Genomic DNA, 16596 nt, shown 5'->3' on the forward strand with positions numbered 1-16596 from the left:
GACAAGCCAAAATCGTCTGCGACTAAGCAAGATCGTCGATCTCAAACACTCACTAAGACGACGACGAGTGTTGCGAAAAGGTTTCCCGCGAGATCGCAAACGGCTTGCTCCGCATAGACCCTGTTGCCCTGGAGGATGCTGACGGCTACTGGTCGACGTTCGTAGACGATCTGGCCATCGGCGATTATGCCACCGAGCTTCTCATCTCGTGAAGAGCTGTCGCTACTGTTCGGATGGTGGCATGGAAGTAGTCGGCGGGGTCATAGTGATCCCCGTGGGTTCATTTCAGAAATTTCTCGCGGTTGTCTCGGGCTGCCGGGGGTACTTTCTGGATCGCCTCTCGCTGGAGCGTATCGACAACGTCGATGCGCTGGAGATCGGGCTTCGCTGGGGGCCTGAGAAGCCGGATATGACCCTCGCATTCAGGGACGTCTACTTCTCCGTGATTGAGTGGACTCCGGGTCCTGGCACCGCACCGCTGGATCAGGTGGCGGCAACACTTTTGGAACCCAGCGATTCGCCTTGGCCCGAAGGGCTGGCTCCTCAACTGGTCCGATCGTCGTCGCTGCCGATGTTGGTCTGGTTCAGAACGGAAGGACCGGTTCACATCAGTGTCCTTGCTGCGATCGCAAGTGTCTCGCTTGAGGTCATGTAGGTGGCTGCAAAGAATCCGAGGCCCTGCCGGGCCGTTGAGTGACGCGGATGTAGGCAGCGGATCGTGCCTTGGCTCTTGTTCGAGATCGAGCATCCGCAGCAGTGCGCGATGAACGTGTGGAGACTGAGGACGTGACCTCTGCGCCGGGCTTGGGCGACGAGCGCGTTGAGGTGCAGGTTACGCGAAGCCTCGAGTGTCACATGCGCCGCCGAAGCCGACGGATCCGCTCAGCCGGGGGCGTGGTAGACGATGCGGGCTCTATTTGAGGGGAGCCAAGGATTGATCGAGACCGCCGAAGAGTTCGTACGGCTGCGCAACAGCCCGGATCCACGTGAATACCGCAGGGCAGTGATGGAGGAGGCGCCTTTTCAGGTATGGAAAGAAGTCGTCGATCGATATCCGGAAGAACGACTATGGGTTGCCCAGAACAAGACGGTACCTTTGGCTGTTCTCGAAACATTGATCGACGATCCCGATATTCGCGTCCGTGTCATGGTGGCTATGAAGCGGAAACTGTCACCGGGTCTCCTCGAACGACTCGCTCATGATGCGCACGAATCGATCAGAATGAGGGTTGCGCGGCACAGGAATACGTCCAGGGAGACGTTGGAGTCCCTTCGATGCGACGCCTGGAGCGAAGTTCGCGCGACTGTGGAGGATCGACTGGGTGGCCAGGCTGATGTGTCGCCGCCGTAAGGGGATCGGATCGCCGTGGCGGCGGATGATCCATTTGTGTGGTCCGAACAAGGCTCATCTGGGTTCGGCTCGTCGGCCAATTGTGGATGGCCTTACTTCGGCGGCTGGCGTCGGACAAAGTCGTGGGAGCCGTTCAGCGGGTGCCGGGGCCGGGCATCGTGGGCTTACGGAGTGGTGAGGGGTTCGGCCTGGTAGGCGCGGTGCAGCGTCTCCAGGAAGGTCGGGGCGGGGGGCAAAGGGGTGGAGCCGATTCGGTGGACTGGGACCCCCGGTGTCCAGGAGTTCATGACCACGGCGCCGGACAGGGACGGGAGGTCGTCGGGGGTTACCTCGCGGGTGTGTTGCGGGATGCCGAGGTGGTCCAGTTGGCGGCTGACGATGCCCATCGTGGTGCCCCGGAGCATTTCGGCGCGTGGCCACACTACGGCGGTGCCGTCCCAGAAGGCCAGGTTCCAGATGGAGGCCTCGCTGAAGCGGCCGCGCCGGTCGAGGAAGGCCGCGTCGTCGAAGCCGAGTTCGGCAGCCTGCCGCATGTAGTACGTCTTGGACACCTCGCCGACGTGCTTGATGCCGGGAAGGGCCCGCTCGTGTTCGACCGTCACCAGCGCCAGCGGTCCGCCGGGGCCGGTGGCGGGCGGGCCGGTACGGATCAGCACCTCGGGCTCGGCCTCCGCGACGGTGAATTCGCCGGCCGGTGAGTAGACGGTCGCGGTCAGCGACAGGTCGGCAGGGCCGGCCGCGATCGCCGTGCGCAGGTAGGACCGGATCCGCTCGTCGGGCAGTACCCGGCCGAACATCTCCTCGGACGCGTTGCGCAGCCGATCGAGGTGCAGGTCGAGCCCTCGGATCCGGCCGTCACGCACCTGCATGGCGGTGAAGTGGGCGTAGCCCGCGAAGGCGAGCGGGGACAGGTCTTCGGTGGTCGCCGAGTGGCCGTTGACTTGGGTGACGAAGTTTTCCATGTGGATGAGCATGTCAGTGGCTGACCAGGACAAACAGTGCGTGGTTAACCTGGGTTTCGCACCACCAGCAACCCGAGCCGGTGGCCGGTCTCGGAGCCGGGCTGCGGGTTGTAGAACTCCAGGTACCAGCCGGGACGGTCGACCACCGCGAGGGTCGTCATGTCGAACAGCAGCTCACCCGCCTCGGGGTGACGCACCGCCTTCACCGACTGGGCGGGCAGGCCCACCTCGTGACGCGCCCACAGTTCGGCGAACTCGGGGCTCACCGCGCTCAGATCGTCGATCACCCTGCCGAACTCCGGATCTCCGGGGGCCCGCGCCACGTCGGCGCGGAAGGCGGCGACCACGTCGGGTGCGGCCGACGCCCAGTGGGTGTGCATGCTCCGGTACCTGGCGTTGGTGAAGAACGAGATCAGGCAGTTGTGGTCGTCGTCTCCGAGGCCGAAGACCGCCTGCGCCGTGTCGTTGACCATGAGCAGATTCCAGTAGCGGTCGCGCAGGATCGCCGGTCGGGGCAGCCAGGAGTCGAGCAGGTCCCGTAGCTGCTGGGGGACCTCGACGCCCTTGGCCCCGCCCTCCAGCGGCGGATTGAGGCCGGCCAGGACGTAGAGGTGCGCGCGCTCGGGCTCGGTCAGGCGCAGTGCGCCGCCGATCGCGTCGAGGACCTCCGCGGAGGCGTTGATGTCGCGCCCCTGCTCCAGCCACGTGTACCAGGACACACCGACCCCGGCCAGCGTGGCGACCTCTTCGCGCCGCAGGCCGGGGGTGCGCCTCCTGCCTGCGGTGATCAGGCCGACGTCGTCGGGTGTGAGCCGTGACCTGCGGTTGCGCAGGAAGTCGCGCAACTGCTCGCGACGACTTTGCGACGCATCCGGAGATTCACGGTTCATAGCCCCAGAATACGGGCGGTATGTCCAGAGCCATCAGCGGATCGCGCCCTCGGCGGCCCGGATCGCGCTGTTCATCGAGATCTCCCCGCGCATCCCGGGCGCGGCCACCTGGTCGCCGGCGAGGAAGACGCCGTCGCCCCGATCGATCGCCGGCCGGTCCCGCCAGGTGAACCCCGGCAGGTCCAGCGCCCCCGATCGGGCTTTGGACCACCCCGACCGCTGCCAGGTCACCCGCTCCCGCCACCCGGGCACGGTCAGGTCGGCGAACGCCTCGACGCGGGCGCGGGCCTGCGCCCTGGTCTCGGACGGCCGGACCGGCAGGTCGATCTGGAACAGGGACTCGCCCGGCGGCGCCATCGTCGGGTCCTGCATGGAGTACGACTCGTGGAAGCCGCCGTCGTCGAGGTCGAAGCAGATGAAGCGGTCGCGCGGGCCGCGCCGTACCGCGAGGTCGAACAGCACGCACTCGCCGCTCTCCCAGCGCAGCGAGGGGTCGCCGAGCAGGGAGCGCGCCGAGGACAGTTCGGTGGCGACGATCGTGGGACCGCCCGGCAACTCGGTGACCCGGGAGCCGAGCTCCACCCGTACGCCCAGGTCGCGGGCGCGGGCCGCCATCCGGTCGATGACGGCCTGCCAGCCGCCGACCACCCATCGCACGGCGGGGATTCTCGGGGCGAAGACGCGGCGCAGCAGGTCCCACACGAACGCGGCCGACAGCCGTCCGGTGTCGGCGTCGAGGGTGACGACGGCGATCGCGTTGGCGGCCATCCGCGCGCTCTCCTCGCCGTACAGGCGGGCGGCCCAGGTGTGGAAGTCCACGTCCACGGGTGCCTCGCGGCCCCCGCCGAGCAGCATCATGCGCGTGAACCCCGCCGGAGGCAGGCGCCGCATCCGGCCCCGGTGCAGGAAGCCCGCTCGCGCGTCGCGCAGCGCGGGCCGTCCGAGCGGCCCGGTCAGCCCTCTGTCGGTCAGCCAGGTCCAGTGCGGACCGTCGGCGTAGAAGACGTGCGCCCCCTCATGGGCCACGTACGGCGAAGCGCTCGCCCGCCCTCTGCCGCCCAGCGTCCGGTGTGCCTCGTGCAGCGTCACCTTCGCTCCGGCCTCGGCGCAGACGATGGCGGCGGTGAGCCCGGCCAGCCCGCCGCCCACGATCGTGATCATGTTCCCTCCCGGTGGTTCAGTGCTGGAGAGACGTGTCGAGCGGCCCGGGATGTGACACGGTCAGGGGCAACCGGGCCGGTACGGTTCCCCCGCGACGTACTGCTTCCACTCCTGCGGCGTGAACGGCCGGCCCGCGATGTCGCACACCGCTTTCAGCAGGTCGGACGGCAGCGCGACCGCCCAGAACCGCACCGTCCCGTCATGCCCGCCCCCGGCGAGGCGGTCGCCGGACGGGCTGAAGGCCACGGAGGCGACCTGGCCGGTGTGCCCGGTGAGGGGAACGCCGAGCGGGCGGCCGGTGGCCACGTCCCACAGCCGCACGGTCTTGTCCCGGCCGCCGCTGGCGAGGCGGTCGCCCGACGGGCTGAAGGCGACCGAGGTGACCTCGCCGGTGTGCCCGGTGAGCGGGGGACCGAGCTGGCGGCCGGTCGCGACGTCCCAGACGCGCACGGTCTTGTCGTCGCCGCCGCTGGCCAGGCGCTCGCCCGACGGGCTGAAGGCCACGGAGGTCACCGCGTTGACGTGCCCGATGAGCGTACGGCCGAGGGCGCCGGTGCTCCAGAGGCGGACGGTGCCGTCGTCGCCGGAGGTGGCGAGAAGCCTGCCGTCCGGGCTGAAGGCCACCGACCGCACCGGGCCGTCGTGCCCGGTGAGCGGCTCGCCGATCGGGCGGAGGGTGGCGGTGTCCCAGAGCCGGACCATGCCATCGCGGCTGCCGCCGGCCAGCCGCGTGCCGTCGGGGCTGAAGGCGGTCGACACCATGCTGTCCGGGTGCTTGAGCGAGCCGAGCTGCTTGCGGGCCGTGAGGTCCCAGAGGCGGACGGTGCCGTCCCGGGAGGCGCTGGCCAGGCGGTCGCCGGACGGGCCGTAGGCGAGCGAGTGGACCCAGTCGGTGTGCCCGGCGAGGGTGACGTGCCGACGGGTGGCCAGGTCCCAGATCCTGATTTTTCCGTCGTATCCGCCGCTGGCCACCGACCTGCCTGCCGGACCGAACGCCACCGTCTCCACCAGGTCGGTGTGATCCAGTGCCGCGCCGACCTGCCGTCCGACGGCGGTGTCCCAGAGCCGCACGGTCCGATCGGCGCCGCCGCTGGCCAGCCGGTCACCGGACGGGCTGAAGGCCACCGCCACCGCGACATCGGTGTGCCCGGTGAGCGGGGCGCCGAGCTGGCGGCCGGTCGCGACGTCCCAGAGCCGGACCGTGCTGTCCCATCCGGCGCTGGCCAGGCGGTCGCCGGACGGGCTGAAGTCGACGGCGGAGACCCAGTCGGTGTGCCCGGTGAGCGCAGTGGTGGCGCGCATGGTGGCGAGATCCCAGAGCCGCACCCGGCGGCCCTGCCCGGCGGTGGCCAGTGAGGCACCCGACGGGCTGAAGGCGAGCGACCACACGATGCCGGAATGGTCGAGTGAACCGATCCGCCGGCCGGTGGCGACGTCCCAGAGGTGGACGGTGCCGTCCTCGTCGCCGCTGGCCAGCCGGTCGCCGGACGGGCTGTAGGCGAGGGCACGCACCCGCTCGCCGTACCCGGTGAGGGTGACGTGCCGACGGGTGGCCAGGTCCCAGATCCTGATTTTTCCGTCGTATCCGGCGGTGGCCAGTGACCGGCCCGACGGGCTGAACGCCACGGAGAACACCACATCGGGATGCCGCAGCGGCTCGCCGACCGGCCGTCCCGTCGCCGTGTCCCAGATCCGAACCGTCCGGTCGTACCCGGCGCTGGCCAGGTGTGCACCGGACGGACTGAAGGCCACCGAGAACACCATGTCGGTGTGTCCGGCGAAAGTGACCTGCCGTCCGGTCGCGACCTCCCACACCCGGACCGTCTTGTCGGTGCTCCCGGTGGCGAGCCGGTCGCCGGACGGGCTGAAGGTCACCGCCCCCACCTCCCCGGCATGCCCGCTCAGCGCCCGCCGCCCCGGCCTGCTGAGCAGTGCGGCCATGCTCGCCCGCGCCTCGTTCGTGCGCCCGACGGCCCACGCTGCCGCCGCGAGCCGCGCCGCCGTACCAGGGTCGTGCGTCAGCGACCGGCTGTGAGCGGCCGCCTCCCGCGAGGACGCCTGGGACCGCCGCCAGTCGGCCTCCTGGCCGAACCGTACGGCGGCGACCGCCGTGACCACCGCGACCACCAGCAGCCCGCTCAACGCGGCCGTCACGTTCCGGCGCCGCCGCCGGGCCCGGCCCGCGGCGCGGGCGCTCGTGCGCAGGAACTCCCCGGCGGAGGCGGGCAGGTCGAATCCGGCGTATCTGCGGAGGTCTGCCCGCCAGCGGGCGACGGCCTCTTCGGCGCCCTCCAGGCGTACCCCTCGGTAGAGGAAGGAGGGGTCGCGCTCGTGCTGCTCCCAGTCGGCGGCGTCCTGGAGGAGCTCCGCGTGCAGGACCCGGTCGGAGCGCTCGGTGGCGAGCCAGGCACGCAGCCGGGGCCAGGACCCCAGCAGTACGTCGTGGGCGAGCTGGGCGCTGTCGGCGTCGACGACCACGAGCCGGCGGCGGGCGAAGGACTCCAGCACCTCGGCCGAGGCGGGGTCGCCGGTCAGCGCGGCGGTGCGCCGGGCCGGCACGCCGTCGCGGGTGACGGTCGCGAGCCGCTCGAACACCCGCCGCGCCGCCTCGCGCCGAGCGGGTGGCAGGTCGTGGTAGGCGGCCTCGGCGCTGGAGGCCACCGCCTGGGTGACGCCGCCGGTGCGGGCGTAACCCCGGGCGGTCAGCCGGTCGCCGTCGCGGTGCTCCCAGACGGTCGACATGGTCTGCGACAACAGCGGCAGCACCCCGGCCGCGTACCCGCCGCCGGGGGCGCGCAACTCGCTGAGAATCGTGTCGATCAGCCCGGACTCGATCAGCAGCCCGGCCGTGTCGGCCGGGCCGGTGATCGCCCGCCGCAGATCGGCCTCGCCCATCGGGCCGACGACGAACGGGCCGCCCCGCAGGGCCGCCGCCAGGTGCGGGTGGGCGGCGCAGCGGTCGGCGAAGTCGCCGCGCACCGCGATCACCACCAGCGCCGCAGGGGCTCCACCACCCCCGGCCGGTACGGTCGCCGCCGCGTGCAGCGCGGCCACGAACGCCGCCGCCTCCGACTCCCCCGCCAGGGTGAAGACCTCCTCGAACTGGTCGACGATCAGTACCAGCCGGGCGGCGGACGACAGGGGCAGGGCCCGCCTGCGGGCGTCGGCCTCGACGGCCTGCCGTACCAGCGAAGGGGTCTGCCGGGGGTCCTCGCGCAGGCAGCGCACCACGTCGGGGGCGGGCAGCCCGGCCAGCGCGGCGAGGCCGGTGGCCAGGCGGGCCAGCGGGGCGGACGTGGGCTGGTCGAGGACCTGCACCGGCCAGTCGCGGGCGGCGGGGGTCAGCTCGCCGCGCCCGATCGCGGGGAGCAGTCCCGCACGCAGCAGCGAGGACTTGCCCGCCCCCGACGCGCCCGTCACCAGCGCCAGGCCGGGGGCGGCCAGCCGCCGCGACAGGTGGGTGACCAGCTCGGCCGTGATCTGCTCGCGGCCGTGGAAGACCTCGGCGTCGGCCTCGGTGAACGGCACCAGCCCCCGGTACGGGCACCGTCCGGCGCCGACGGCCGGACGCGGCACCTGGGAGAGTTCGGACACGAGCTGCAGCAGCAGCCGGGTGTCGGTCGCCTGCCGGTACTGCAGTCCGACGACCAGGTCGAGCCGCGCCCCCTGCTCGTCCTGGCCCTCGCGCAGCGCCTGTAGCCGTCCTTCGACCTCGGTCAGCGCGAACGCGAACTCCTCGCCCAGCCCGGCGAGGCCGCGCGCCAGGTGTTCTTGCAGGTCACGGTCGCCCGCCTCGATCGCCGCCTCGACCGCCGCGCCGACCGCGCCGATCTCGCGCAGCAGGACGGCGAGTTCCGCGCGCAGCGCCTGCGCCTCGGCGCCGCCGCTGTCGAGGACGTGCCGGATGCGCCGTTCCAGCTCGGTCTCGATCTCCTGGCGCGCGGCGGTGTCGCCGCCGAGCTTCGCGATGCCGGAGGTGACGAGGTCGGTCAGGATGTTGCCGCCGACCGCGCTGACGGCTCCGAGCAGGGCGGCGCCGGCCGTGGCCGCCTCCGGTTCGAGGAACGCGCCGAACGCGCCGGCGGAGAGGATCGCGAGCAGCGCCGGAGGGGTCCAGCGGCGGGTGCCGGCGGCGGTGGTCCGCGCCAGCCGCGCCACCCGGGCACGGACCCCGGCGCGCATCAGCTCCTCAGCGCTCACCCCGCCAATATCGCGTACGGATCGTCCCCGCGTCCGCACAATGAGTCAGGTTCGGTCCGCTCTGCCGGGAACCGCCACCGCGAGGATCGCGAACACGACGGTGCCGGTGCCCGCGACCACGTTCAGCCCGGTCGTGAGGGCGGCGCCGAACAGGGCCGCCCCGATCAACGGCAACAGAGCGGACAGGGCCGGAACCGAAGGCCCTGTCCATTCTTTCCGCCCGGCCGTCGGTGCCGCCGTGGGCGGTGATGTCCATTGGAGGGACCTTCCGGCGGAAAAAGAATCCCGTCCCAGTTTATTCCGGATATTTCGCAGCACTTCTCGCGGAATGCCGTCAGATTTGTCAGGAAGGGGCGGTGGGCCGGGTGCGCCGGGCCGCGAATCGCCGCATGATCGGGGCCTCCACGAAGGTGAACTGCGCCCAGGACACCGCGAGGGTGACGGCCAGCAGCAGGGCGATCACCCCGAAGGCGGCCGGGGTCGACATGGGATGGTCGGCGCCGATCCACTGGCGGCCGTACGTGAGCACCATCTGGTGCAGCAGGTAGAAGGCGAAGGAGATCTCGCCGAGTTTGATCGCGGTGCGCGAGACGAGGCCGGTCGGCTCGTGGGACGGTGCCGAGGCGGCGCCGGCCGCGATGACCAGCCCGAGCGGCACCACCATGACGGCCGTCAGGGTGTAGGCCGACGGGAAGAACGGCGCGAGCGCGTAGGCCGCGACGGCCAGCGCGACCGATCCGCCGAGGTCCAGCGGCAGCCGCCGCCCGGTCATGACGATCCGCGCCAGGATCATCCCGAAGGCGAAGTCCAGCAGTCGAACGGGCGGGAACTGGTAGACGAACCAGAAGTCGTAGACCGGCATGTTCCCCAGCGGGAAGGTGGGCTCCCGGGGCAGCAGGCTCGACGCCACCGGCACCAGGAAGATCACGACGACCACGCCGGTGGCCCAGGCCCACAGCCGTTCTGGGCGGATGGCCATGATCGGCCGGATCAGCAGCGGGAACATGACGTAGAAGAGCATCTCGACCGACAGCGACCAGGCGACGCCGTTGAGGCTGGCGCGCACCTCGATCAGCGGCGACCACGACTGCACGAGCAGCAGGTTGAGCAGCGCGGACCCGCTGTCGACACCCACTCCGGCGACCCAGACGAGCAGCACGAACGCGAAGGCCGCCGTGAGCAGGTGGCTGGGGTAGATCTTGAAGAAGCGGCGGCGCCAGAACCGTCCGGCCGTGTGCGACGAGCGGTGCGACCAGGTGAGGACGAATCCGCTCAGCACGAAGAAGAAGCCGACGCCGGTCCAGCCGGCCTGTGTGGCGAGGGACAGCATGGTCTGCTGCGGAGCCGGGTCGACGAAGAACTGCGCCATGGTCACGTGGAAGACGAAGACCAGCGCCGCGGCGACGAACCGCATCATGGTCAGGGCGGGCAGGCGCTGGGGCAGGGAGGGGGCGGGGTCAGGGGACTTGTGGGATGGTTCGGCCCTTAAGGTCACCGGAAGACTCCTTACGTCGTTCTGAATCATGCCTCCGGGTCGGGCCCTTACCGTTGCGCCACCCGGCGCGGTCCGCATCTTTTGCCGTGCTGAATTTCAGCGCCCGCAGGCCGGTACGGCAATGGCGAAGGTGCGGGGAAGTCGGAAGGGGGAGCATCATACGCACCTGAAATGCCGGAGCCGCCCGAGGGGTGGGCACGGCTTTTTGATAGAGTGGTGCACTCGTAGAAATTAGGTGACCGTCTGTTTGAACGGATTCGCCTTTCGCCATTGATAAGGAATAACCCCCGTGACGACTGCCTCCTTCGACCGGACCCTCGCTCCGGTCAACCAGTTGGTTTCCGAGTTCGGTGAGCAGGTCATCACCCCCGATGACCCTCGCTACGAGTCCGCGCGTACCGTCTACCAGGGCGTGATCGACCGCCGCCCGGCGGCGATCGTCCGGGCCCGCGACGCGGAACAGGTCGCGAGGATCGTGACCATCGCCCGTGAGCACGACGTCGACCTGGCCGTGCGCGGCGGCGGCCACAGCAGCGCCGGGCACGGCGTGTGCGACGGCGGGCTGGTGCTCGACCTCGCCGACCTGAACAAGATCGACATCGATGTGGCCGGCCGTACGGCATGGGCGGGGGGCGGCACGAGCGCCGGCGACTACACCACGGCCGCCGGCGAGCACGGCCTCGTCACCGGCTTCGGCGACACCGGCACCGTCGGCATCGGCGGCATCACGCTCGGCGGCGGCATCGGCTTCCTGGTCCGCAAGTACGGCCTGAGCATCGACGACCTGCTGGCCGCCGAGGTCGTCACGGCAGACGGCGCGATCCTCCACACCGACGCCGACACCCACCCGGACCTGTTCTGGGCGATCAGGGGCGGCGGCGGCAACTTCGGCGTCGTCACCCGGCTCAAGTTCCGGCTGCACGAACTGCCGTCGATCGTCGGCGGCATGCTCATGCTGCCCGCCACGGCGGAGACCATCCAGGGGTTCGCGGAGGCGGCCGAGGCCGCGCCGCCGGAGCTGTCGGCCATCGCCAACGTCATGGCCGCGCCGCCGATGCCGTTCCTGCCGGAGGACCAGCACGGGAAGCTCGTCATCCTGGCGATGATGTGTTACGCGGGCGGGCCGGAGGACGGGGAGCGGGCCCTCGCGCCCTTCCGCGCCCTCGCCACCCCGCTCGCCGACATGCTGCAGACGATGCCCTACTCGGGCATGTACCCGCCGGAGGAGGACGACTTCCGTCCGGTGGCGGCCGCGCGCACGATGTTCGTCGACCGGATCGACCGGGCGGCGGCCGAACTGATCGTCGAGCGCCTCGGGTCGGCGCCGGCGCCGATGGTGGCCACGCAGTTCCGGGTCCTCGGCGGCGCGATGGCCGAGGTCTCCGCCGACGCCACCGCGTTCGCGCCCCGCACGAGCCGGATCATGGTCAACCTGGCCGCCATCTACGAGAACCTGGAGGAGCGGCCGGTCCACGAGGCGTGGGTCGAGGACTACGTCGCCGCCATGCGCCAGAGCGACCACGCCGCCTACGTCAACTTCCTGGGCGACGAGGGCGAGGAGCGCATCCGAGCCGCCTACCCGAACGGCACCTACGAACGGCTGGCGAAGATCAAGGCGGTGTACGACCCGACCAACTTCTTCCGCCTGAACCAGAACATCCCCCCGGCGTCGTAGCCGTTGGCCGGGTGAGCTTGAACCAGGACCTCCCGCCGGCGTCGTAGTTGTGGGCTGGGTGAGCCTGAGCCGGGCCCTCCGTCGGCGTCGTATCCGTTGGCCGGGTGAGCCAGGACATCCCATCGGCGTCATAGCCGTGGACCGGGTGAGAGCGAGAACGAGCGCATGGCCTTGGAGACTGTCGCCCTCGGCTTGGGCAGGGCGGTCGGAGACCGTGCGCTGCGGACCGTTCTCACCCACCACGCGGGCAAGGAGAGCCGAGACAGGGACCTGGTCGAGCTGATGCGGGCGCACTTTCCCGACCAGCTCGTCCGCCGTAAGGCCGAGCGGCAGCTTGAGGACATCGCCGACGCGGTCACCGCCCGGGTGCTCAAGGTGTGCGCGCACGAGTTCCCGGGGCTGGAGGACCACGATCGGCAGGCGGTGCTCGCCGAGGTCACCGCCACACTGCAGGCGGCCGATCTGTCCGATCGGGCGCTGCTGTCCGTGGACGCCGATCCGCTGCGGCTGGCGCGTGCCGTACGGGAGGGCCTGCCCGTCCCCAAGGGGCTGGGCGAGGCGGCCGGGCGGTTGTACGAGGTCGTGCTCGACGAGTGCTGCGACTGCCTGGTCAGGATCGTGCGGCAGCTTCCGGAGTTCCAGCCGAGGGCGGCGGCGGAGATGCTGTCGCGGCTGTCCGGCGTGGGGGAGCAGGTCGCGGCCGTACTCGAACGGCTCCCGGTGCGGACGCTGGAGGCCCCGGACGGCACCGACCGCGATGCGGAGTTCCGGCGGCGGTACCTGGAGCACATGTCGCGCACGCTCGACAGCCTCGAACTGCTGGGGGTGCGGGTCAAGCGGTTCCAGCCCCGGACGTCGCTGAGCGTAGCCTACGTCAGCCTGTCGGTGTCGGCCGCGCGCGACCGGGCCGAGCCGGAGACCTGGCACGGCGCACCCGCCGAACCCGCGACGATGCGGGTGGAGAGCGCACTCGGGCAGTGGCGGTGGGTGCTGCTGCGCGGAGAGGCCGGTGGCGGCAAGAGCACGCTGCTGCGCTGGCTGGCCGTCACGGCGGCGCGGGGCGGCTTCGAGGGGAAGCTGGCCGGCTGGAACGGCTGCGTGCCGTTCCTGGTGAAACTGCGGAGCTACGCCGACCGCGAGCTACCCAGGCCCGAGCAGCTTCTCGACCTGGTCGCGGGCCCGCTGGCCGGGCTCATGCCGGCCGGCTGGGCGCATCGGCAACTCGCCTTCGGCCGACCGCTGCTGCTGGTCGACGGGGTGGACGAACTCACCGGCGACCAGCGCAAGGCGATCAGGCCGTGGCTGGGCGGGCTGCTGGCGGAGTTCTCCGCCCTCCGCGTGGTGGTGACCAGCCGGCCGTCGGCGGCGGGAGCCGCGTGGCTGGAGGAGTACGGCTTCGCACCCGTGTACCTGGAGCGGATGACACCGGCCGACACCCGGGCGCTGGTCGAGCACTGGCACGAGGCGATCAGGAGCAGCGAGGAACTGCCTTGCTCGACCGATCAGCTGTCCGTCATACGGGCGCGGCTGCTGTCGAATCTCGAAGGGACGCCCCATCTGCGGGCGCTCGCGGCGACGCCGCTGCTCGCGTCCATGCTGTGCGCGCTCAACCTGGACCGGGTGGCCCAGCTTCCGCCCGACCGGATGAGCCTGTACGCGGCCGCCCTGGAGATGCTGCTCGACCGGCGCGACGCGGAGCGCGCCATCCCGAGCTACGCCGAACTGAACCTGGACCGCCCCCAGAAGATCCAGATATTGCAGGACCTGGCATGGCGGCTGTCTATGACGAACCGGGTGGAGCTTCCCAAGTCGGCCGCGCTCGCGCGGGTGAAGAAAATCGTGGCGGCGATGCCACGGGTGCAGGCGGACGGGGCGGCGGTGTTCAAGTACCTGCTGGAACGCAGTGGGGTGATCCGCGAGCCGGTCGAGGGCCGGATCGACTTCATCCATCGGACGGTGCAGGAGTACCTGACGGCCCGGGCAGCCGCAGAGGACGGCGACATCGAGCCCTTGGTGAAGAATGCGCACCTGGACCAGTGGCGCGAGGTTGTGATCATGGCCGCCGGTCACGCCAACGGGCCGCTGCGGGAGGAACTGCTCAAAGGGTTGCTGGCGCGGATCGCCGCCGAGCCCGCGCACGCGCGACGGCTGAAGGTCCTGCTGTGCGCGTGCTTGGAGACGTTGCCGTCGGTTCCGGAGAGCGTCCGGCAGGACGTCGACCGGTGTGTGAACGATCTCGTCCCGCCGTGTAGCGAGGCGGACGCGGCCTCCCTGGCGGCGGCGGGGCAGATGATGCTCGACCGCCTGCCACGTGACCTCGACGGTCTGTCTGTGGAGGCCGCGTTCGCGTGTGTCAGGACGGCCTGGCTCGTCAACGGCCCGCGTGCGCTGGAGCTGCTGGCGCGGTACGCGGTGGACAGACGCGACTTGGTGGGCAGGGAACTGATCGCGGGGTGGCGGTTCTTCGATCCCCACGTCTACGCGGAGCGGGTCATCGCCCCGATGCGGGCGCAGGTGGATTTCATCATCATCCATACGCCGGGGCAGCTTTCCGCGTTCTCCCGTATGCCCGCGAAGCGGGGCGCCTCCATCCATATCCCGGTGATGGAGAGTCTGAGCGAGGTCCTTCCCCACCGCCGATGGCTGGTGAACCTCAGCCTGAACTGCCGACTTTCCCGCCAGGCCCGGCGCGACATAGGTGAATTCCGGAAACTGGAATATCTTCTCGTGCGGTGGGTGGACGACCTCGATTTCCTGCGGGATCTGCGCAGGATGCACCGGCTGGCCTTGCGGTCCGTATCCGAGGAGACCGATCTCGACCCGCTGCGCAGTCTCCCGCTGCTCAGGACTCTCCACCTCCAGGACGTGTCGTGGCTGCTCGGGTCGCCGTCGTTCCCCGTGCTGGGCGGCCTCCGCGAGTTGATGGTCGTGGACGCGGCAGAGGTCCGGGTCCGCGACATCGTGGAGCGCACTCCGGCGGTCAGGAGTCTACGGCTGAATCGGATCGCGAACGTGGTCGATCTGCAGGCGCTCAGCCAGCTCAATCTGGAGCGCCTCACACTGACGTCCGCCGGGCGACTCGACGATGTCTCGCCACTGGCGGGGTGTGTCGCTCTGAAAGAGCTGTTGTTGCTCGAATTCGAGCCGGGTCTCGACCTTGCGCCGCTGGCCGGGAATTCACGGCTCGTCGTGCGTGTCCCGGCGGAGGCGGAAGTGCGTAACGGTGAACTGCTCGGCAGGCGGCTTCGACGGTGGAAATGACATCTGTCATCAGAAATCGTGCATTCCTGGCACTATCGGGTAATTCATCGTAATCGCCAGTATGGGTGCCATGCGAAAAGTGCTGATTCCCATGGCGGCTCTGCTGCTCACGGCAGCCGCCGCTCCCGCCGTACAGGCGCCCGCCGCCCCCGCGATCACCTGGGGCGCGTGCAAGGATCTGCCCGCCTCGAAGGACCTGGAGTGCGGCACCCTCACGGCGCCGCTCGACCACACCGAGCCGGACGGCAAGACCATCGACCTGGCCGTCCTGCGGGTCAAGGCCACCGGCGACCGGCTCGGCTCGGTGGTGTTCAACTTCGGCGGTCCCGGCGGCCCGGCCGTCGAGGCCCTGGCCGTGGCCTACCCCGGCTATGCGGAGCTGCGCAAACGCTACGACCTGGTGGCCATCGACCCCAGGGGCGTCGGCAGGAGTTCGCCCGTCACCTGCGGCACCACCGCCGAACTCGACGGCTTCTTCGCCGACGACGCCCGGCTCGGCGGCAGCGCGGCCGAGCGGGCCCAGGCCGTCAAGGCGACCAAGCAGTACATCGCCGGCTGCGAGAAGAACTCCGGCGACATCCTGCCCCACGTGGGCACCCCGGACGTCGCCCGCGACCTCGACCTGTTGCGCACCGCGCTCGGCGAGGACAAACTCGACTACCTCGGCTACTCCTACGGCACCATGCTCGGCTCGACGTACGCGACGTTGTTCCCGCGCAACGTCGGCCGCATGGTCCTGGACGCCGCCGCCGACCTGGCGCAGCCGCAGCTGAAGCTGGCCGAGGCGCAGATCGCCGGGCGGGAGCGTACGTACCGGCTGTTCCTGGACGACTGCGTCAAGAACGGCTGCGACCTCGGCAGTACGGCGAAGGCCGCGAACAAGACCGTCGAGCGGCTGGTCGAGCGCCTGCGGAAGCAGCCGCTCAAGGTCGGCGACCGCAAGCTGTCCGGCTCGCTGGCCATTGTCGGCGTCGCCATCGGCCTGTACGCCAAGCAGACGTGGCCTGTGATCGAGTCGGCCGTGGGCAAGGCGGTCAAGGGCGACGGGCGCGCGCTGCTGTCCCTGTCGGACCTGCTCACGGGCAGGTCGCCGGACGGGCGCTACTCCACGATGCTGCAGGCGGGCTACGCGGTCGCCTGTCTGGACGCGGTCGAGCCGCTGACGCTGGGGCAGATGGTCAAGGCGGACCGGCAGCTGCGGAAACTGTCGCGGCTGTTCGGCGGGGGGAGCGCCATGTGCGCGCTGTGGCCGGTTCCGGCCGTGCCGAACGACCGGATCGACGCGACGGGTTCGGACCCGATCGTGGTCATCGGCGGCAAGGCCGACCCGGCGACGCCGTACGAGTGGGCGGAGAGCATGGTGCGCAAGCTGAAGACCGGCGTGCTCGTCTCGTTCGAGGGCGAGGGCCACGGCTCGTACGGCATGGGCAACACGTGCGTGGACAAGCTCGTGCACGAGTACTTCTTCGACGGGAAGGTCCCGGCGGCGGGTAGTTCCTGCCTGGCGGGCTGAGTTCGGACGGGTCGGTGTCCTACCGAGGTGGCCACCGACCCGGTCGCCGCCCGAGCGCAGGGTGCGCGCGTTCCTGCAGTCGGTGTCC

Annotated in this window: 11 protein-coding genes; 5 read left to right on the top strand and 6 right to left on the bottom strand. The window is 70.5% G+C overall.

What is annotated here, in order from left to right:
* The first annotated feature begins 241 nt into the window (after positions 1–241).
* A complete protein-coding gene (locus ABD120_RS33690) occupies positions 242–655 on the top strand; it encodes a hypothetical protein (RefSeq protein WP_343954329.1) in 414 nt (137 codons plus the stop codon).
* A gap of 279 nt (positions 656–934) precedes the next feature.
* A complete protein-coding gene (locus ABD120_RS33695; protein WP_343954330.1) occupies positions 935–1351 on the top strand; it encodes a hypothetical protein in 417 nt (138 codons plus the stop codon).
* 164 nt (positions 1352–1515) lie between these two features.
* Here ABD120_RS33695 and ABD120_RS33700 read toward each other — a convergent pair whose 3' ends face one another.
* From ABD120_RS33700 to ABD120_RS33725, 6 genes are all read right to left on the bottom strand, one after another.
* Positions 1516–2313 (bottom strand): aminotransferase class IV family protein, encoded by a 798-nt coding sequence (locus ABD120_RS33700; RefSeq protein ID WP_343954331.1) that lies wholly within the window; start codon positions 2311–2313, stop codon positions 1516–1518.
* A 44-nt stretch (positions 2314–2357) separates the two neighbouring features.
* The gene (locus ABD120_RS33705; protein ID WP_343954332.1) at positions 2358–3203 is read right to left on the bottom strand and encodes a helix-turn-helix transcriptional regulator; all 846 of its coding nucleotides are present in this window, start codon (positions 3201–3203) and stop codon (positions 2358–2360) included.
* Positions 3204–3236: 33 nt separating this feature from the next.
* Positions 3237–4364, bottom strand: a complete 1128-nt coding sequence (locus ABD120_RS33710) for an FAD-dependent oxidoreductase (RefSeq protein ID WP_343954333.1) — start codon at positions 4362–4364, stop codon at positions 3237–3239.
* A gap of 60 nt (positions 4365–4424) precedes the next feature.
* The gene (locus ABD120_RS33715) at positions 4425–8564 is read right to left on the bottom strand and encodes an nSTAND1 domain-containing NTPase (RefSeq protein ID WP_343954334.1); all 4140 of its coding nucleotides are present in this window, start codon (positions 8562–8564) and stop codon (positions 4425–4427) included.
* 45 nt (positions 8565–8609) lie between these two features.
* The gene (locus ABD120_RS33720) at positions 8610–8732 is read right to left on the bottom strand and encodes a hypothetical protein (protein WP_343954335.1); all 123 of its coding nucleotides are present in this window, start codon (positions 8730–8732) and stop codon (positions 8610–8612) included.
* Between the two features lie 175 nt (positions 8733–8907).
* A complete protein-coding gene (locus ABD120_RS33725; protein WP_343954336.1) occupies positions 8908–10059 on the bottom strand; it encodes an acyltransferase family protein in 1152 nt (383 codons plus the stop codon).
* A 289-nt stretch (positions 10060–10348) separates the two neighbouring features.
* Between ABD120_RS33725 and ABD120_RS33730 the strand changes: the two genes are divergently transcribed.
* From ABD120_RS33730 to ABD120_RS33740, 3 genes are all read left to right on the top strand, one after another.
* Positions 10349–11734 carry an FAD-binding oxidoreductase gene (locus ABD120_RS33730; protein ID WP_343954337.1) on the top strand — a complete coding sequence of 462 codons (1386 nt, stop codon included), beginning with the start codon at positions 10349–10351 and terminating at the stop codon, positions 11732–11734.
* 165 nt (positions 11735–11899) lie between these two features.
* Positions 11900–14995, top strand: a complete 3096-nt coding sequence (locus ABD120_RS33735) for an NACHT domain-containing protein (protein ID WP_343954338.1) — start codon at positions 11900–11902, stop codon at positions 14993–14995.
* 70 nt (positions 14996–15065) lie between these two features.
* Positions 15066–16508, top strand: a complete 1443-nt coding sequence (locus ABD120_RS33740; protein ID WP_343954339.1) for an alpha/beta hydrolase — start codon at positions 15066–15068, stop codon at positions 16506–16508.
* The last annotated feature ends 88 nt before the right edge of the window (positions 16509–16596 follow it).

Origin of the sequence: Nonomuraea longicatena (assembly GCF_039525605.1) — a bacterium.
In the GTDB taxonomy this organism is placed as follows: Bacteria; Actinomycetota; Actinomycetes; order Streptosporangiales; family Streptosporangiaceae; genus Nonomuraea; species Nonomuraea longicatena.